13 protein-coding genes are annotated in these 17,442 nt (G+C 65.4%); 5 read left to right on the top strand and 8 right to left on the bottom strand.

What is annotated here, in order from left to right; genetic code table 11:
* Nucleotides 1–73: 73 nt before the first annotated feature.
* Complete coding sequence (epsE, locus tag G9Q80_RS15710; protein WP_052244435.1) at nucleotides 74–1,291, top strand: exopolysaccharide biosynthesis GT4 family glycosyltransferase EpsE; 1,218 nt, start codon at nucleotides 74–76, stop codon at nucleotides 1,289–1,291.
* 33 nt (nucleotides 1,292–1,324) lie between these two features.
* Here the strand turns inward: epsE and G9Q80_RS15705 are convergent, their stop codons facing one another.
* From G9Q80_RS15705 to G9Q80_RS15695, 3 genes are all read right to left on the bottom strand, one after another.
* Complete coding sequence (locus tag G9Q80_RS15705) at nucleotides 1,325–2,512, bottom strand: Hint domain-containing protein (protein WP_088714598.1); 1,188 nt, start codon at nucleotides 2,510–2,512, stop codon at nucleotides 1,325–1,327.
* Between the two features lie 99 nt (nucleotides 2,513–2,611).
* Complete coding sequence (locus G9Q80_RS15700; protein ID WP_088714597.1) at nucleotides 2,612–5,539, bottom strand: calcium-binding protein; 2,928 nt, start codon at nucleotides 5,537–5,539, stop codon at nucleotides 2,612–2,614.
* A gap of 125 nt (nucleotides 5,540–5,664) precedes the next feature.
* On the bottom strand, nucleotides 5,665–6,909 hold the full coding sequence (locus G9Q80_RS15695) for a hypothetical protein (protein WP_133065698.1): 1,245 nt from the start codon (nucleotides 6,907–6,909) through the stop codon (nucleotides 5,665–5,667).
* A 498-nt stretch (nucleotides 6,910–7,407) separates the two neighbouring features.
* Between G9Q80_RS15695 and G9Q80_RS15690 the strand changes: the two genes are divergently transcribed.
* The 3 genes from G9Q80_RS15690 to G9Q80_RS15680 all read left to right on the top strand — a co-directional run bounded on the left by G9Q80_RS15690 (nucleotide 7,408) and on the right by G9Q80_RS15680 (nucleotide 10,688).
* Nucleotides 7,408–8,976: a 2-isopropylmalate synthase gene (locus tag G9Q80_RS15690; protein ID WP_069210451.1), complete on the top strand. Its 1,569-nt coding sequence runs from the start codon at nucleotides 7,408–7,410 to the stop codon at nucleotides 8,974–8,976.
* Nucleotides 8,977–9,139: 163 nt separating this feature from the next.
* Nucleotides 9,140–9,649 carry a methanogen output domain 1-containing protein gene (locus G9Q80_RS15685; protein WP_043140295.1) on the top strand — a complete coding sequence of 170 codons (510 nt, stop codon included), beginning with the start codon at nucleotides 9,140–9,142 and terminating at the stop codon, nucleotides 9,647–9,649.
* Between the two features lie 70 nt (nucleotides 9,650–9,719).
* Nucleotides 9,720–10,688: a GGDEF domain-containing protein gene (locus G9Q80_RS15680; RefSeq protein WP_157903801.1), complete on the top strand. Its 969-nt coding sequence runs from the start codon at nucleotides 9,720–9,722 to the stop codon at nucleotides 10,686–10,688.
* A gap of 7 nt (nucleotides 10,689–10,695) precedes the next feature.
* Here the strand turns inward: G9Q80_RS15680 and ggt are convergent, their stop codons facing one another.
* From ggt to G9Q80_RS15665, 3 genes are all read right to left on the bottom strand, one after another.
* Nucleotides 10,696–12,486, bottom strand: coding sequence for a gamma-glutamyltransferase (gene ggt / locus G9Q80_RS15675; RefSeq protein ID WP_447257677.1), 1,791 nt, complete (start codon nucleotides 12,484–12,486; stop codon nucleotides 10,696–10,698).
* Nucleotides 12,487–12,570: 84 nt separating this feature from the next.
* Entirely contained in the window at nucleotides 12,571–13,083 is a 513-nt protein-coding gene (locus tag G9Q80_RS15670) for an alkylphosphonate utilization protein (RefSeq protein ID WP_088714595.1), read from the bottom strand.
* A gap of 80 nt (nucleotides 13,084–13,163) precedes the next feature.
* A complete protein-coding gene (locus G9Q80_RS15665) occupies nucleotides 13,164–14,150 on the bottom strand; it encodes a 2-hydroxyacid dehydrogenase (protein WP_043140292.1) in 987 nt (328 codons plus the stop codon).
* A gap of 108 nt (nucleotides 14,151–14,258) precedes the next feature.
* Here G9Q80_RS15665 and G9Q80_RS15660 point away from each other — a divergent pair, with 108 nt between their 5' ends.
* Nucleotides 14,259–14,756, top strand: a complete 498-nt coding sequence (locus G9Q80_RS15660) for an SH3 domain-containing protein (RefSeq protein ID WP_043140290.1) — start codon at nucleotides 14,259–14,261, stop codon at nucleotides 14,754–14,756.
* A 76-nt stretch (nucleotides 14,757–14,832) separates the two neighbouring features.
* Here the strand turns inward: G9Q80_RS15660 and G9Q80_RS15655 are convergent, their stop codons facing one another.
* A complete protein-coding gene (locus G9Q80_RS15655) occupies nucleotides 14,833–15,909 on the bottom strand; it encodes a Hint domain-containing protein (protein ID WP_088714594.1) in 1,077 nt (358 codons plus the stop codon).
* A gap of 210 nt (nucleotides 15,910–16,119) precedes the next feature.
* Nucleotides 16,120–17,439 carry a UDP-glucose dehydrogenase family protein gene (locus G9Q80_RS15650; RefSeq protein WP_088714593.1) on the bottom strand — a complete coding sequence of 440 codons (1,320 nt, stop codon included), beginning with the start codon at nucleotides 17,437–17,439 and terminating at the stop codon, nucleotides 16,120–16,122.
* Nucleotides 17,440–17,442 lie beyond the last annotated feature (3 nt).

Below are 17,442 nucleotides of genomic sequence, written 5' to 3'. Positions count from 1 at the left end.
TTAGGTTTGATAACGACGAACGCCCCACAAGAGGCGCGGCTGCCATCCATAGGATTATCAGGTGACGCAAGGCTTGCGTATAGGGTACATCGTCCCGCAATTCCCGGGACAGACGCACATCTTTTTCTGGCGCGAAATCCGCGCGCTGGAGGCGATGGGCCATGAGGTTCATGTATTCTCGACCCGCAAGCCGCCACGCCGCCTGATTTCGCACGACTGGTCCGACCGGGCGATCGCGCGCACCACCTACCTGGGCCATGTCGACCCCCTGCCCGCCGCCGTGGCGCTGGCCAAGCTGAGCACAAGGGGCCTGCCCCTGTGGATGCTGCGCGAGGGACCGGGATTCGCCCGGGACGCGCTGATCACGATGGCCGCCGCCGAACGGCTGCGGCGCGAGGCGGCGGCGCGCGGGCTGGATCACATCCATGCCCATTCCTGCGGGCGTGTCGCCCTGATCGCCTGTTTCGCGCACCTGATGGGCGGGCCTCGCTATTCACTGACCCTGCACGGGCCGCTGTCGGATTACGGCCCCGGCCAGCGGGTGAAATGGCGGCACGCCAGCTTTGCCACCATCATCACCCGCAAGATCCTGGCCGAGATCGAAGAGACCCTGGCCGGATCGCTGCCGGAGCGCCGGATCATCCGTCCGATGGGTGTGGACACCGAGAAACTGCAGCGCCGCACGCCCTACCAGCCACCCGAACACGGCCGCCCGATCCGCATATTCGCCTGCGGGCGCCTGAACGTGGTCAAGGGGCACCAGGACCTGATGGCCGCCACTCGCCAGCTACTGGATCAGGGCGTCGACGTGCGTGTCGAGATCGCCGGAGAGGATGACGACGGCGGCACCGGCTACCGGATTGAGCTGGAAGAGACGCTGAAGCGGCTGCGCCTGCAGGATCACGTCAAGCTTTTGGGGGCCATCGACGCGGGCGAGGTCAAGGACAAGCTGGAAGAGTCGCACCTGTTCGTCCTGGCCAGTTGGCACGAACCCCTGGGCGTCGCCTACATGGAGGCCATGTCGATGGGTGTTCCGACCATCGGCACCGACGCGGGCGGGGTGCCCGAACTGATCACCGACGGCTCCACCGGCTACCTGGTGGAGCCGAAGAACCCCGGGATGCTGGCCCGCACGATCCGCAGCCTGGTCGGCGATCCGGACGCGCTGATGCGCCTGTCAGAGGCCGGTCGCCTGCACATCGTCGAGAATTTCCGCGCGTCGCTAGGTGCCGAGGTTCTGGTCGAAGAGATCGAGCGCCTGCGGACCCCGGCCACGGGCCCCGAGGCGTAAGGCGGGTTTCATCCACCCGCCCGATTGCCCGGTTCAGGCCACAAGACGCTTGCGCAGCCTCTCCGGCACCTGCCGCCGCGACGAGATCCGCGCGCAGGCCATTTCCGGGATCACCCTCTCTGTCCCGTAGCGCGCCATGTAATCGGCAAAGTTGTCAAAGCTTCGCCGCCCCGCGTAATCGACATAGCTCTCGGCAGGCGCCCCCTCTGCCAGCAGGACCTCGTGCGCCTCGGTCTCGACATGGTAGACGGTGTACCGCTCTCCCATCCGAGACAGGGGCACCTGCGCGATACCCGCGCCATCCACCAGCGCCCCGGCGTTCACCAGCATTCCATCCAGATAAAGCGCGTGATCCGCGGTCAACAGCAAGTCGCGCAACGGCAGGCCGTCGCCCAGCGCACCGGCCCGGATGCGCACCGGCATCAGACGCTCGGCCGGTCCGAAACCGGTCGAAACGGTGGTCCTGCCGACCCAGCGCACCGGCACATCGCGCCCGTCCAGGGTTCGCAACAGGTCACCCGGTGCCAGGTCCTCGACCGCGCGCGCGCCATCGGGGGTCGCCATCCCGGTCCCGGCCAGGAAACAGGTGATGCCGGCGTCCTGCGTGGCAAAGGTGGTGCCGCTGATATTCGGCGCCGCATAGTCCTGGTTCACGTCCGTGTGGACCCAGAAAGCAGGGTCGTCGATATCGGCGATGTCCGTACCGGCAAACAGCGCGTTCTCGTCATCCCCACTGTCGGCGGTGATATTGTCGATCACCGGGCTGGGATCGTCATTGGCAATGGCGATGTCGATATTCGTCCGGCTCAGCCCGGTTTCGGCAAAGTTCACGTCCCAGGCGCCACGGTTGGAAATCGCGGCAATCGCCTGACCGTTGGAAGAGGCGATGATATTGTCCGCCCCCGTGATCGACCACAGGTCGCCCGCCGCCGGGGTAACGGATCCGCCGGATGGATCCTCCAGCAGCGCAGTCGCCCCCTGGGCCCCTCCTACCCCTTCGGCGATCGTGACCCGGTCCAGCGGCGCCAGCCCGGCCGGGCCGACGGTAAAGGTGATCGTCGAATCCGATCCCGCCTCCGGCGCGTGCAGCACGATGACCTCACCTGCCGGGATCGGATGGACCGCGATGAAGGAAATCAGCTCGTGCGGATTGCTCGTTCCGTCGCCGTTCGGTCCCGTGAAATTTCCCGTGAAATGAATGGCCCCCGTCGAAACCGCCATGTGATCTACCCCTTAACCTGTGCCGGATTGTCGAAATGTCGTCGGGCCGAGTGTGCCCCTTCAAAGTCGTAATGACAATCGCGGCGCGGGCGATGGCTTTCAGCGGAGCAGGTCTGCCAGCGGGATCACGGTGTCGGGGACGGCGTCAAAGACCACCTCTTCGATCCCTGCCATGCGAACGGGGCCGCTGTCGGCACGCGCAAGAACAGTGCCGTTTTCCCGTGTGAACTCATAGCCTGCACGCTCTCCACTCAAGATCACGCGATCCTGCCCCGGCCCCCCGTTCAGCACGTCCGCGCCCCCGCCAGAGACCAGAACATCGTCCCCCGGCCCGCCGGTCAGATAGTCTTCCTGCGCGGTGCCCTGGATACGGCCCTCGGCGCCCAGCAGCCTGACACCGTTCAGAAAAGCAGCCTTGTCCCGCGCTTCCCAGCCGTTGGGGCCAGAGGCGTTGTAGGCCATCAGCATGTCCCAGCGCGGGTTCTCGTCCTCGAGATACCGCAGGGCGCCCCAGCTGCCCCACATGGACGAGGGCGCCACGTCAACGAACGCGTTGAACAGCACGCCGCCGGCATCGACCCATCCGGCCAGGAGGATCTCGTACAGGCGTGCCATTTCGGGTGTATAGCTGAACACCTCGAAGAAGGCGGTCAGCCTTTCGTCATTGACCCGCGCGCCATGTCCCACCAGGTGCGTGCCGCCCTCATACATGATCAGCCGCAGGTCATGCTTGCGGGCCACCCTGGCGTGATAGGGAAAGATCTCCTCGACCAGCTGCCGCAACGACCCTTTCTCCAGCGCCTCGGCCACGGGGGCGATGGCGGCCTCGAACTGGCGGTCCTTGACGAATTCCCGCAGGGCGACCCGCTGCAGGCCCTCGGCCGCGCCCGCATCCTGGGCAAGATCGGCGGCCGCATCCAGCCAGCCGTCCATGCGCTGCGCCATTTCCTCGCCGCCCATCTCGTAGCCGAAATAGCCGGTCACCGCGTAGGCGTCGAAACTGTCGACCGGCATGTGCCCCAGCCGCAGAAAGGCCAGGGGCGCTTGCAGGATCTCCTGTTCCAGCCCGGGCCAGCCGGTATGCGTCGCCACCACCCGCACCAGGCGATCAGTTTTTTCGCCGAAAACCTCGGTCCAGATGTCCATGACCTGCGCTGCCCGCAGCCCGTAGAATTGCGCCCATCCTTGGTCCGTCGCGCCCCAGAGCGCCTCTGCCTGGCCGCGCGCCCAGGCCGCCTGCGGGAAACCGGGGTTCCAGACCTCGTTGGACAGTTCGACATAAGCCCTCAGGCGGGGATCAAGGTCACGTTCGACGATCTCGGCAAAGCGGCGGACGTAATCGTCATCGGCCAGGTGGGGCATGTTGAACCAGGCATCCGCACCCACAAGATTGGCCAGCCGCACCATGACCTCGACCGGCACGCCCCATTCCGACCAGCTGGCCGTTGCCATCGTCGGCCGCGTGTCCCATCCCGTCACCGGAGAGCCGTTGGTGATCATCCAGTCCATGAAGCGCAACACGCGCACGTCCTCGATCCGGGCCAGGAAATCCGGGTTGAACAACGCCCCGGCGCGGTACAGCGCCTCGTGCTCTTCGCGCAGGATGACGATGTTGCGGATCGGGTCGGCGGGGTCGATCGCGGTGATCGACAGCGCCACCAGCCCCTCGCCCGGTTCATAACTGAAGGTCATGCGGCCCGGCTCGTTCCGAACGCGCCGGGCCCGGCCGACCAGCTTGAACTCGGCCTTGCCGTCATAGGTCAGGACATAGTCACCGCGCAGGGACGCCGCGTCCCTGGGCTGGTTCGTCAGGATCACGGTTTCGATGGCGTCGACCCCTTCGGGCATCCGCAAGGGCCAGTCGTCCTCGTCCAGGTGACCGCCGGCGCGCAACTCCTCGGTGCTGACGGCGCCCCATCGGTCACCGATGTTGCCGACCCAGCCGCGCGAGGATTTCATCAGGTCGAGAAAGGGATGCTGGGTCGACCAGTCGGAAATGCCGTTCAGGCCAATCCCCAGCGCCGGGGCACCCTGGGGCCTGACACCACGCGGCGGCAGCGAAATTGGCTGGCGTTCGGGCAGGTCCGGAGCGCGGGCCTCCTCTGTCGGCGGATCGCCGGGCGCGGGGGCCGTGGCCTCGCGCTGCGGCACCTGTTGCCAGATCGCCTCTGCCAGTTGGGCATAGTTGGCCACCACGTCCGGATGCAGCGTCGCGGGGGGCAAGAATCCCTCCGGCGGCGGCGCGTCGTAGATCCAGGCATAGGTGACCATCGCCGCCAGCATGTAGAGCGTCGGCGTCCCGTGCGGCGCGTTATCGGTATAAAGCGCCTCTGCCGGCAGCCCCTCCAGCAGGCCGCCCCGCTGAAAGAACCCGGCCAGGATCGAGGCCACCGGGATCACCTCGACCTGCGTGTCGGGACGGGTGACGGACATCACGTTCAGCAGGTCGCGATACCACTGGTGGTATTCGCCCGCGTTGAAATCGTGATACCGGCGCAACTGCCGGTTCGAGGGCGGGAAGTTGCGTGAGAAACTGGCCATGTCCGACCAGCCCTCGTAGACAAACAGCCGCGTGCCCGGGCTGTTGACCTCGACCCAGTCAAAGATCCGCTGCAAGGCGCCCAGCGGGCTTTCCCCTTCCGGATTGTCGCCGTCATAGGGCACGTCGGGCAACTGGTACTGGATGAAGTTCGCGGGCGTCGCGATTACCGCGTCGTAGCGCCCGTCGCGGAACGGCCCCTGCCCCGGCGACCAGGCGCCCTGCACCCCCGGAAAGGACCAGTTCGCCGTTGGCGGCAGACTGTCGGCAAAGTTCCTGAGAAACCCCCATTGCCCGTCCAGAGCCAGCGATCGGCCATCCGCCCTCGCCATCTGGTTCATCCAGTGGGGAACGTTGGTATGGTCCGATGTCTCGCTCTGGTGATGGACCAGCGAGTTGCCAAAGACGTAGACGCGCGCCGAGTCCCGGCCCTGCGCCAATGCGGCCCCTGCATACAGCACCAGCAGTGCCGCCAGAATTCTTATCATGGCTCTGCCCCGATTATCTTGCCTCGGGGCAAGTATGCCTGATGTGTGCCACAAGGCAAACGCAGCATTGCAGGCGAACGGGGCGCCCAAGGGCGCCCCGTGGTTTCAGGCGGGAACGCGTGGCATCACTCTGCCGCGGCGTCCTCGTAGGTGCAGACCGTGCACAGTTCGTCCGCGCAATATCCGGGGATGCAGGCCGGACCCACGTAGTCCCCGGGCGCGTCACCGACACAGAGATATTCCGCCGTGAAGGTCGCCCCGTCACAGGTTCCGGATTCCAGGCATGTCTCGCCGGTCCCGGTCGAGAATTGCCACAACGCGCGGCTGGAATATTCCCCGCTGGGATCGCAGGTCGCGGTGTAGTTCTGCGTCACCGATTTCGACAGCGCCGAGGTGAAGGCGAACGAGGCCGCGTAGGACTGCGAGATCGAGGCCGAGGCCTTGACCCCGGTGCCCAGGATGGTCAGCCCCGCTTCCATCGATTCCGTGACCGTGATCCCCCATTGCTGGGTCGTGGTCCAGCTGTTGGTCTTGGTTGTCCCGACCGAAATTTCATGGCTGATCGGGCAGTTCTTGCCATCGCAGGAAATCACCTTTTCCCAGCGCCCCACGGTGTTCACCGACAAGGGCTTTTGCGCCTGGTAGTAGCAGCGCTTGCCGGTGTGGATCGGGTCGACCCCGAAAAAGTTGTTCTCGCAGGGGAAGGCATTTCCGGTGTGGTGGACGAACCGGATGTCATAGCGATCCTCGGCCCCGTAACGGACCATGACGACGTCACCCACGTTCATCTGGCATTCGCGGTCCTCGGTGGCGCATTCGATCACGTCGCCGTAGCCCAGGGTATAGGCATCACCCATCTGGCAGACCTTGTCGCTGCCCTTGACCGGATCGAACCCGAAATAATCATTGGTGCAGGCGATCTTCTGGCTGTTTGATCCGCCGATCAGCGTGTAGGCCCACTTGCCCCCGGTGCCGTAGCGGACCCAGCGGTATTCGCCGTTCGGATTGCTGAAATCCTTTCCTTCGTCCGCAACCTTGGCAAAGGTTTCATCCGGCGGCACACCAAACAGGTTCTCGCGAATGTAGGCGCATTCCTTGTCTGTCCCGCGCGACGGGTCGCCCCAGAAGTTCTTGCAGGGAACCTTTTCCAGACCCTTGGTGATGAAAAAGGTGAAATCCTCGCTGATGCCGTAACGAGTGATGACCAGGTCGCTGGTCCCGGGTTCGCAGTCCTTGCCCTCCTTGGCGCAATTCACCCATTGCTGGGACTGAACGCTGGCGTATTGCGTCACGCCATCGCTGTAGATCGGTTGCGCCGCGGCTGGCGACGACAGGCATAGCGCTGACAACAATAGAAAAATTCTGTTCATAACGAGGGCCTCCAAACCCGGGGAATCAACTTTTGAGGGTACAGTGTTGAAGAAAATCCCCCTCAGGTGAATTCTTGACTTCTATTTTAAATAGCGAAACTTATAGACGAATCGTCTTTAGGTTGTTTTGCAGAGTGTCGAATTTTCCCGTCGAAACCGGGTTTTCATTTGGAATTTGCTCCGTATATTGGCCGTCATGATCACGACCCGCCATAACGCCCCTCAGACCCGCCTTTCGGCGGTCTTTGCGCTTGGCGCCGGTCTACTGCTAACTCGCCTCTGAGCGTGGCCCCCTCGGCGCGCGTGCTCAGAGGAGATGTGTGACGCGCCGGGACCTGCACGCACACGAGTTGGGACCTTTCCGATGACAGACACATCAGGCCAGAACCGGGGCCGTCATCCTTCCGCTTTCGCGGACCCGGCGCGCGTGCCCGCAGGTCACCCCTCAAGACAGTCCGGACCGCCCCGGCGGCCCGCCCGCATAGCTGAGGAAAGACCATGAGCACCGAAAAAGACCGCGTCGTCATCTTCGACACCACCCTTCGCGACGGCGAACAATCGCCCGGCGCCACCATGACCCATGACGAAAAGCTCGAGATCGCAGAGCTGCTCGATGACATGGGCGTCGACATCATCGAGGCCGGTTTTCCGATCGCCTCCGAAGGCGACTTTCGCGCCGTTTCCGAAATCGCCCAACGGTCCAAACAGGCCGTGATCTGCGGCCTTGCCCGCGCGCAGCTGCCCGACATCGACCGCTGCTGGGAGGCCGTCAAGAAATCCGCACGGCCGCGCATCCACACCTTCATCGGCACCTCGCCGCTGCACCGCGCCATTCCGAACCTCACGATGGACGAGATGGCCGAGCGCATCCACGAGACCGTGACCCACGCCCGCAACCTCTGCGACAACGTGCAATGGTCGCCGATGGATGCGACCCGGACGGAATGGGATTACCTCTGCCGCGTGGTCGAGATCGCCATCAAGGCGGGCGCCACCACGATCAACATTCCCGACACGGTGGGCTATACCGCCCCGGTCGAAAGCGCCGACCTGATCCGCAAGCTGATCGAAACCGTGCCCGGCGGTGACGAGGTGGTCTTTGCCACCCATTGCCACAACGACCTTGGCATGGCGACGGCGAACGCCCTTGCCGCCGTCGCGGGTGGCGCACGCCAGATCGAATGCACCATCAACGGCCTTGGCGAAAGAGCGGGCAACACGGCCCTCGAAGAGGTGGTCATGGCGCTCAAGGTGCGGGGCGACATCATGCCCTACTACACCGAGATCGACACAAAGAAGATCATGCATATCTCGCGCCGCGTCTCGACGGTGTCGGGCTTCCCGGTACAGTTCAACAAGGCCATCGTCGGCAAGAACGCCTTTGCCCACGAAAGCGGCATCCACCAGGACGGGATGCTGAAGAACGCCGAGACCTTCGAGATCATGCGGCCCGAGGATGTGGGCATCGCGGGCACCTCCTTGCCGCTGGGCAAGCATTCGGGCCGCGCCGCGCTGCGGGCCAAGCTCAAGGACCTTGGTGTCGAGGTCGGGGACAACCAGCTCAAGGACATCTTCGTGCGGTTCAAGGATCTTGCCGACCGCAAGAAAGAGGTCTTTGACGACGACATTCTGGCGCTTGTCACCGCAACCACCGACGGCGATTCGAACCGCCTTGAACTGGTGAACCTGCGGGTGGTCTGCGGCACCGGCGGTCCGGCCGAGGCGCAGCTTGAAATGGAAGTCGATGGCCAGGACCAGAGCGCGACCTGCCACGGCGACGGCCCCGTGGATGCCTGTTTCAAGGCCGTGCGCGAACTGCACCCCAACAAGGCGCGGCTGCAGCTCTACCAGGTGCACGCCGTGACCGAGGGCACCGACGCCCAGGCCACCGTTTCCGTGCGGCTTGAAGAGGACGGCATCATCGCCACCGGCCAGTCGGCGGACACCGATACGGTCGTCGCCTCCGTGCGTGCCTATATCCAGGCGCTGAACCGGCTCATGGTGCGCCGCTCCAAGATGGGACCGGGCGCCGACACGCGCGAAATCTCCTACAAGGAAATGGGCTGACCCGGGTCCCCTGCTCCGTCGGCGTCCCATTCGCCGGCGGAGCCCCCCCCCAAATGAGCGAGTTGACGAGTCCGTGAGCGCGTAAACCCAGGTTAAAGATTTACTGCATTTTAACCTTTTTGATGTTCTGTTAACCGAGTTTATTCGTTTGCTGGAGGCCCCGATGGCCCCGACGCCCCCGAAGTCCGACATCGACGACCTGAATCCCAAGGGTTTCTTCGCGGATATCGTCGGGGCCTTGTCCGGCACCCTTCAGGAAGTCGTGGGCATGGATGAGGCTTCGGCCTTTGTCGCGCGTGTCGGCGACGACATGGGCCGCAGCATTGCCGACCGCTACCGTGATGATGACGGCGCTCTGCCTGGTGAACCGGTCGAAATCGGTCGCATCCTGTGTGATCTCAAGCAAAAGATCGGCGGGCATTTCGAACTGGTCGAGGCAGGGCCGGACAAACTGGTATTCACCGCCTCCAGTTGCCCCTTTGGCAAGCGGGTCGAGGGCAGGCCCTCGTTGTGCATGATGACCACCAACGTTTTTGGCCGCATCGCTGCCGAAGCGAATGGCTATGCCTCGGTCGAGATCGACGAGGCACTGTCGATGGGACATTCCCGTTGCCATGTCACGGTCCACCTGGTCCGGAGCGAGGATGGCGACATCTACGAGTTTTTCGCATGAAGGGTCTTTTGCGCGCAAACAGCCAGGACCGGGGTCAGGGCTTCACCCTGTCCCGGAGCCGGGCAGCGGGATGACCGTGACCGACGCCGTGCTGGACGCGGCCCTGGGTGCTATCGGCCAGGCAATCGAGCGCGCCCCCCGCGCGATGATGCTGCTGGATGACCAGTGGACCGTCCTTCTGGCCAACCGCCACGCGCGCGACCTTCCCGGGCTGCAGGTCGGCCTGCAACTGGCCAGCCTGGCCCGCGAAGATGCCGACACCATGACAAAGGGGCTGAAACAGGCGATTTCCACCTCGCGCGGGATTCCGCTGCGTCTGACCTTTACCGAGGAACCGATGACATTCCAGGCCTGGCGGATCGATCCCCTGCCCGGCATGGAAAATCCCTTGGTAATGCTGAAATCCGACCCATCCAACCTTTTTGCCGCACGGCTCACTTCGCTGGAACGCCAGCAGGACAGCACGCGCCGCCGGTTGAGTCAGACGGAAGAGGAACGCGACAGGCTGCGCCATACGGCGCGGCGGCTGTCCAGCCTTGCCATGACCGATCCGCTGACCGGCCTGATGAACGCCCGCAGTTTCCGTGAAGAAGGACAGCGGCTGCTTGCCAGTCCTCAGGGCACTGTCGGGCTGATCTACATCGACCTCAACGGATTCAAGCCGATCAACGACCAGTACGGCCATTGCGCCGGCGATGAGGTCCTGAGCCGGGTCGCCCGACGGCTGCGCGAAACCCTGCGCAACGACGCCAGCGCCGCCCGGCTGGGCGGCGATGAATTCGGCATCTGGCGCCCGGACACCAGCCAGCGGGCGATGCTGACCTGTGTCAACGACCTGCGCGCGGCATTGGCCCGGCCGATGACATTGGAACGGCCGGGCGGTACGGATATCGTCCTGCCCGGCATCGACGCCGCCTTTGGCCGGGCCACGGCCCCGCATGACGGCAGCGACGTGGACATGCTGCTGAAAAGGGCGGATGCGCGGATGTACGCAGACAAGTCCCGCCACCGGGGGGCTTGCCTGCGCCTGTCCGGCTGAGCCGATGTCACTCGCCCAGCGCGATGCCCTCGCGGCGCGGATCAGCGCCACCCTGCAGACCCTCCGCCCCGATGGCGATGGCATGCAGGCCGGAATTCAAATCACGCACATCGGTGTTGAACCCCATCTCTGCCAGGGCGGTCGCCATGTCGGCAATCGGCGTTCCGGCCTCCAAGTCGAAGGTGCCGAAACGGTTGACGCCATGCGGCATGGCCACCGCCTGCTGCACGTCCATGCCCCAGTCCACATGCGCGATGATCGCCTGCGCGACATAGCCGATGATCCGCGACCCGCCGGGTGATCCGATCACCAGCACCGGCTTGCCCTCTTCGCGCACGATGGTGGGCGACATCGACGACCGCGGCCGCTTGCCCGGCGCCACTGCGTTGGCGATGGGCACCCCGTCCTGGTGCGAGCGGAACGAGAAATCCGTCAGCTCGTTGTTCAGCAGGAAGCCGTTGGTCATCAGGCGCGAGCCAAAGCCGTTCTCGATGGTTGTCGTCATCGACAGTGCGTTGCCGTACTGATCGACGATCGAGATATGCGAGGTCGAGGGGAACTCGATACTCTCGTCATCGGCCCAGAGCATCGCGTGATCCCAGGCCGGCATCCCCGGCGCCACTTCCGGAAGGGCATCGTCGCCTTCCAACAGGCGCGCGCGTTCGCCCAGGTAAGCCGGATCGACCAGCCCGTCGGTCGGCATCGGGACAAAATCGCTGTCCGCCATGTAGCGGCCCCGGTCGGCAAAGGCGAGACGCGAGGCATCGCCAATCTTGCGCCAGGTCTGCGGATCATCCGCGGCACCTGGATCGGAGGCATCCAGCATCCCCAGGATCTGCCCCACGGTCAGCGCACCGGACGAGGGCGGGCCCATACCGCAGACTTCCAGCCCCCGGAACGGCGCACAGACCGCCGGGCGTTCCTTGACCTCGTAGGCGGCGAGGTCGGCCAGGCTCATGACGCCGGGGTTGGGCTCGAACCCGCGCACCGTGTCGACGATGTCCTGCGCGATTTCACCCTGGTAGATCACCTGCGCGCCTTCACTGGCCATGCGGCGCATGACATTGGCATAGTCCGGGTTTTTCAGCACGGTCCCGGCCACGGGCGGCATGCCGTCCGGCAGGAAGTAGTTGGCGGAAGGCTCGTAGCGGGTCAGCGCGGGGACATTGGCCAGCACCAGCTGGCTGAGACGGGGCGAGACCTCGAACCCCTCGTCCGCCAGCCGCGTGGCCGCATCGAACAGCCCGGCCCAGTCGGACTTGCCCCATTTCTCATGTGCGGCCTGCATCAGCGCGGGCGTGCCCGGCACGCCGACAGAACGGCCCCCGATCACCGCGTCCCAGAATCCCATCGGCTCGCCATCCGCCGTCTGGAACAGGGTGGGCGTGGCTGCGAAAGGTGCGGTTTCCCGCCCGTCCAGCGTGGTGATCTCGCCCGTTTCGCCGTCGTGCCAGACCAGAAAGGCCCCGCCGCCGATGCCCGAGCTTTGCGGCTCGACCAGCCCCAGCACCGTCTGCACGGCGATCATGGCATCCGCCGCCGTGCCGCCGGCGCGCAGCACCTCGGCCCCGGCCTGCACGGCATGCGGGTTGGCCGCCGCCACCATCCATGTCTGCGCCTTGACCGGTTGACCGGCCTCCTTGGCCTCCAGCGCTGCGGCGACCTCTGGCGACAAGGCGGCAAAGCCGCCGCCATCCACCGTGGCCGCCTCGGGGGCGACGGTATCCGTGCTTTGCTGTGCCAGCCCCGCACCCGCCGTCAGAATCAACAGCGTGGCTATCTGCGCAATCCTCATCATACACACTCCCTGGTTGCGTCTACTAACCGGCAGTCAATCAGCAGAAACGAGTCGGGGATAGGCCTGATGTGCGGGTGAGCGATCTTAGGCCTTCTTGACGTACTTCGTCAGGATCACGATCCGCTGTCCTTCGACCCGGCCCGAGATATGGTCTGCGTTGTCCGGCTCCAGCGAGATCTTGCGCACCGCCGTCCCCTGCTTGGCGGTGAACCCGGCCCCCTTGACCGGCAGCGCCTTGATCAGCGTCACCGTGTCCCCGTCCGACAGGACCGCACCGTTGCAGTCGCGGTGAACGACACTCTCGGCAGGCGCGGCCTCGGCCTGCGCCCAGTCCAGCACATCGGGTTCAAGGTAGGCGATGTCCAGCAGGTCCCGCGCCCAGGCCGCGTTCAGCCGGTTCAGCAGCCGCCAGGCCAGGACCTGTTCGGCGGGTTCCGTGCTCCAGATCGCCTCGTTCAGGCATTGCCAGTGCGGGCCGTCCTCGGGCCCGTTTTCCACACCCGCGCGGCAGGTCGCGCAAAGGGCCACCTCATCGGGTCGCGGGGCCACCGCAAGGGGCGTGGCCTCCTCGGCCTTGCAAAGCGCGCATTGGGTCATGGCGGGGGCCTTTCCGATTGGTATCCGCCCCCGCCTGATGCGCGGCGGGCCACCCCAAGTCCATGCGGCGGATGGGCGCCCTACAGCATCGCGGGCACGACCTGGTCCGGCGGACGGTGACCATCGTCGAAGGTCTTGATGTTGATGATGACCTTTTCGCCCATCTCGATCCGCCCCTCTTCGGTGGCCGATCCCATATGCGGCAGCATCATCACGTTGGGCATGTTGCGCAGCTCGGGGTTGCCCTGGATACCATGTTCGTAGACGTCCAGCCCCGCACCGGCCAGTTGCCCGGTCTTGAGCATCCGGGTCAGCGCGTTCTCGTCGATGACCTCCCCGCGCGAGGTGTTCACGATCACCGCGCTGGGTTTCATCAGTTGCAGGCGCCGGGCGTTCAGCAAGTGGTAGGTGCTGGGCGTCGACGGACAGTTCACGCTGATCATGTCCATCCGCGCCACCATCTGGTCGAGGCTTTCCCAATAGGTGGCCTCCAGCGCCTCTTCGGTCTCGGGGCGCAGGCGGTGGCGGTTGTGGTAATGCACCTGCATCCCGAAGGCCGCGGCGCGCCGCGCGACCGCCTGGCCGATGCGGCCCATGCCAAGGATGCCCAGGCGGCGCCCGCCCAGGCGCTGGCCCAGCAAAGCGGTGGGCGCCCAGCCAGCCCAGTCGCCGCCCTGCATGACGGTCAGACCCTCCTGGATGCGCCGGGTCACACCCAGCATCAGCGCCATGACCATGTCGGCGGTGTCCTCTGTCACCACACCCGGCGTGTTCGACACGAGGATGCCGCGCGAGCGCGCGGTGGAAACGTCGATGTGATCGAATCCCGCGCCGAAATTGGCGATCAGCTTCAGCCGTTCGCCCGCCTGTCCGATCAGCCCGGCGTCGATCCGGTCGGTCAGCGTGGGCACCAGCACGTCGGCCTCCTGCACCGCGTCGATCAGTTCGCCACGGGTCATCGGCGTGTCATCGGCACGCAGTTTCGCGTTGAACAACTCGGTGAGCCGTGTCTCGACCACTTCGGGCAAGCGTCGCGTCACGACAACACTCAGACGTTTTGATGGCATTCAGCCTCTCCCCAAACTTCCCCTGCGGGTCCCACGGGCGGTAGACTGCGACAGGAAAGGACGGGGCACAAGAACCCCGCCGGAAAAACTGAGCAGGACCTGAAAACCATGTTCAAACAAGCGATCGCCGCGGCGGTGGCGCTGCTGATTCTGGCCGGTCCCGGCACGGCGGGGCAAGACCGGGGGCCGGTGACGAACCTGCCGCTGCCGCGTTTCGTCTCGCTCAAGGCGTCCGAGGGCAATGTCCGTCGGGGGCCTTCGCTGACGCACCGGATCGACTGGGTCTACAAGCGGCGCGGAATGCCGCTGGAAATCACCGCCGAACACGGCCACTGGCGCCGGGTCCGCGACCGGGACGGCGCCGGCGGCTGGGTGCATTACTCTCTGCTGTCGGGCGCCCGCACGGTGATCGTGGAACAGGACATGCTGAGCCTCTACCGCCGTCCCGACCCGGACAGCGTGGTGGTGGCCCGGCTGGAACTGGGGGTGATCGCGCGGCTGGGCGATTGCGGGCCGGACTGGTGCCGTCTGACCGCCGACGGCTATCGCGGCTGGGTCGACAAGACCGCGCTTTGGGGCGTGGGACTGGAAGAAATCCGCGAGTGAGCGCGCCAGGGCAACGGGCGTAGCCTAGCGGCCCGAGGTCCCGGGCCAAGCCCGGGACGGGGTCACGCGGACCGTCTCAGGCCGCCTCGTGCAACAGGATCGCCGCCTCGGAGGCCGAGAGGTTGCGCCGCGCATAGGCGCCATAGCCCTGCGGGTTCGAGGCCACGCCCGGCAGGGTCTGCAACAGGCGCTTGCGGTCCTCGGCATCCAACGAGGTGAGCGCCGTGTTCGCCGGGTGAAAGCTCTCGGTCTCGACCCCATCGGCAAAGAGCACCTCGTGCCGGGGCAAGAGAAGGTGGACATAGGTCACCTCCTTGACGGTGCTGTCCTGCACCACACCCTTGCCATCGACCAAGTCCCGCGCCGTTACCAGAACCTCGGGCGTGTTGAACAACGCCTGCGCGGGCGCACCTCGCACCACCATGCGGTGATCCGGAGAGACCAGGATATCGCTGTTGGGCTGGCCCAGCCCCAGCGCGCCGGCCCGCACCCGGATCGGGCGCAGCGCAGGCATGGCAAAGAGACGGGCACCGGACATCCGGCGGCTGCCGATCCAGCAGATCGGCTGGGCACCGCTGTCCTTGGTCTGCACCAGGTCGCCCTCGCACAGCAGACCGACCGGCACCGGCCCGCGCGGCGTCAGGATGCGTGTCCTGGGCGTGAAACAGATCACGCCGCCCGGGTCCGACCGGGCGGCCAGTGTCTGCGCTGAGCGGACATGGTGCACCACCCAGAGATCGACACCGGCGGGCGGCAGTTCATCCAGACACATCAGCAAGGGCGGCACATGTGGCCCCACCGGGATCAGCGTCACGGTATAGCCCTTGCGCCCGTCCGTCACGACAAAGGTCGAGTCGCCACCGGGCGCATCTTGCCCGGCCTCGCGCAGGTCGGCCCCCCGGGAACGTTCCGCCGCCAGGGCAGCGCCCACCAGCCGACGCACCATGCGCGCCGCGCGTGGCCTGATGTCTTCGCCCGGGTCCGCCCTCTCGCCCAGCGGAAGGAGGGACGCCGGACCGTCCACCCGGACCGGCTCTCCGGACCAGGACCATGCGGCCCCGACCTGCAATGCCGGTTCGGGCGCATCCCGCACCCCGTCGATTTCCGTCTGCGCCCAGGAGATGACGAACGTGCCGCGATAGCCCGTTCCCATGCCTGCTCTGCCTCTTGTCATTTTTTCGGAAAGTGTAATCGACGGGCGGGGTTGCGCAAAGCCATGCACAGTGTGAGCATCTCTACCCGGCCCGCCTTGGCGCCGCGCCTGTGGCCGACAAGCAACAAGTGCCAGGCGCCAAACAACCGCGACGTGCATAAAGAAACGCCACCCCGGGACAGGGCGGCGTTTCAGGATCAGTCGAAAGGATCAGCCAGCGTAGCCAGCGCGCCCGATGCTCTCATATCCGGTGAAACCGGCGGCCTCTGCGTCGGCAGGGGCATAGATGTTGCGCAGATCGGCCATGCGGGCCTGCGCCATGCCGCCTGCGATGCGCGACAGGTCCAGCGCGCGGAACTCGTTCCACTCGGTCAGGATCACCAGCAGGTCGGCGCCTTCGGCGGCGGCATAGGGGTCATCCATCCAGCTGACGCCGGGCAGCAGCTGTTCGCCTTCGCGCTTGCCCTGCGGATCGACCACCCGGACCTTGGCGCCGCCGCCCACAAGGGCAGGCACGATGGTCAGCGAGGGCGCATCGCGCATGTCGTCGGTGTTGGGCTTGAAGGTCACGCCCAGCACAGCGACCGTCTTGCCGTTGAACCGGCCATCGCAAAGGTCGCTCAGCTTGTCGAGCATGCGGCGCTTGACGTCCTCGTTGACCTTGATGACCGTCTCGACGATCGAGATGGGCGAGGCGTGTTCCTGCCCGATGCGGGCCAGTGCCTTGGTATCCTTGGGGAAACAGCTACCGCCGTAACCCGGACCGGCGTGCAGGAACTTGTTGCCGATGCGGCCGTCCATGCCCATGCCCTTGGACACCGATTTCACGTCAGCGCCGACCTTTTCGCACAGTGCCGCGATCTCGTTGATGAAGGTGATCTTGGTCGCGAGGAAGGCATTGGCCGCGTATTTGATCATCTCCGCCGATTCCAGGTCGGTGGTGACGATGGGGAAATCACGCAGGTAGAGCGGGCGGTAGATCTCGGCCATCACGGCGGCGGCGCGGTCGGTTTCCACGCCCACGACCACGCGGTCGGGCTTCATGAAATCGTCGATCGCGGCGCCTTCACGCAGGAACTCGGGGTTCGAGGCGACGTCGAAATCAAGCGCCGGGTTGGCGGCGGCGACCGTTTCCTTGACCTTGCGGTTGGTGCCCACGGGCACGGTCGACTTGGTCACGATCACCACGTAGTCCTTGGCAGCCTTCGCGATTTCCTCGGCCGCGGCCATGACGTAGGTCAGATCGGCGTGGCCATCGCCCCGGCGCGTCGGGGTGCCCACGGCGATAAAAACCGCGTCAGCGCGATCAATTGCGCTGGCCAGGTCCAGGGTAAAGCTGAGCCGCCCGGCCTCGACGTTCTTGTGCATCAGCACGTCCAGCCCCGGCTCGTAAATCGGGACCTCTCCGCGCTCCAGCATCTCGATCTTGCGGGGGTCCTTGTCGACACAAACAACTTCGTGACCGAAATCCGAAAAGCAAACTCCGGAGACGAGGCCGACGTAGCCCGTTCCGATCATGGCAATCTTCATTTT

The organism is Mameliella sp. LZ-28 (assembly GCF_012274245.1).
Lineage (GTDB): Bacteria > Pseudomonadota > Alphaproteobacteria > Rhodobacterales > Rhodobacteraceae > Antarctobacter > Antarctobacter albus.
The sequence above is the reverse complement of the archived record's forward strand: the minus strand, read 5'-3'. Positions and strand labels throughout refer to the sequence as shown.

What these genes read in the sequence shown, in the direction of transcription:
- G9Q80_RS15705 (WP_088714598.1), bottom strand. Translation starts at nt 2,512, where the DNA reads ATGGCGGTTTCGACGGGGGCCATTCATTTCACGGGAAATTTCACGGGA.
- G9Q80_RS15700 (WP_088714597.1), bottom strand. Translation starts at nt 5,539, where the DNA reads ATGATAAGAATTCTGGCGGCACTGCTGGTGCTGTATGCAGGGGCCGCA.
- G9Q80_RS15695 (WP_133065698.1), bottom strand. Translation starts at nt 6,909, where the DNA reads ATGAACAGAATTTTTCTATTGTTGTCAGCGCTATGCCTGTCGTCGCCA.
- G9Q80_RS15690 (WP_069210451.1), top strand. Translation starts at nt 7,408, where the DNA reads ATGAGCACCGAAAAAGACCGCGTCGTCATCTTCGACACCACCCTTCGC.
- G9Q80_RS15685 (WP_043140295.1), top strand. Translation starts at nt 9,140, where the DNA reads ATGGCCCCGACGCCCCCGAAGTCCGACATCGACGACCTGAATCCCAAG.
- G9Q80_RS15680 (WP_157903801.1), top strand. Translation starts at nt 9,720, where the DNA reads ATGACCGTGACCGACGCCGTGCTGGACGCGGCCCTGGGTGCTATCGGC.
- ggt (WP_447257677.1), bottom strand. Translation starts at nt 12,486, where the DNA reads ATGATGAGGATTGCGCAGATAGCCACGCTGTTGATTCTGACGGCGGGT.
- G9Q80_RS15670 (WP_088714595.1), bottom strand. Translation starts at nt 13,083, where the DNA reads ATGACCCAATGCGCGCTTTGCAAGGCCGAGGAGGCCACGCCCCTTGCG.
- G9Q80_RS15665 (WP_043140292.1), bottom strand. Translation starts at nt 14,150, where the DNA reads ATGCCATCAAAACGTCTGAGTGTTGTCGTGACGCGACGCTTGCCCGAA.
- G9Q80_RS15660 (WP_043140290.1), top strand. Translation starts at nt 14,259, where the DNA reads ATGTTCAAACAAGCGATCGCCGCGGCGGTGGCGCTGCTGATTCTGGCC.
- G9Q80_RS15655 (WP_088714594.1), bottom strand. Translation starts at nt 15,909, where the DNA reads ATGGGAACGGGCTATCGCGGCACGTTCGTCATCTCCTGGGCGCAGACG.
- G9Q80_RS15650 (WP_088714593.1), bottom strand. Translation starts at nt 17,439, where the DNA reads ATGAAGATTGCCATGATCGGAACGGGCTACGTCGGCCTCGTCTCCGGA.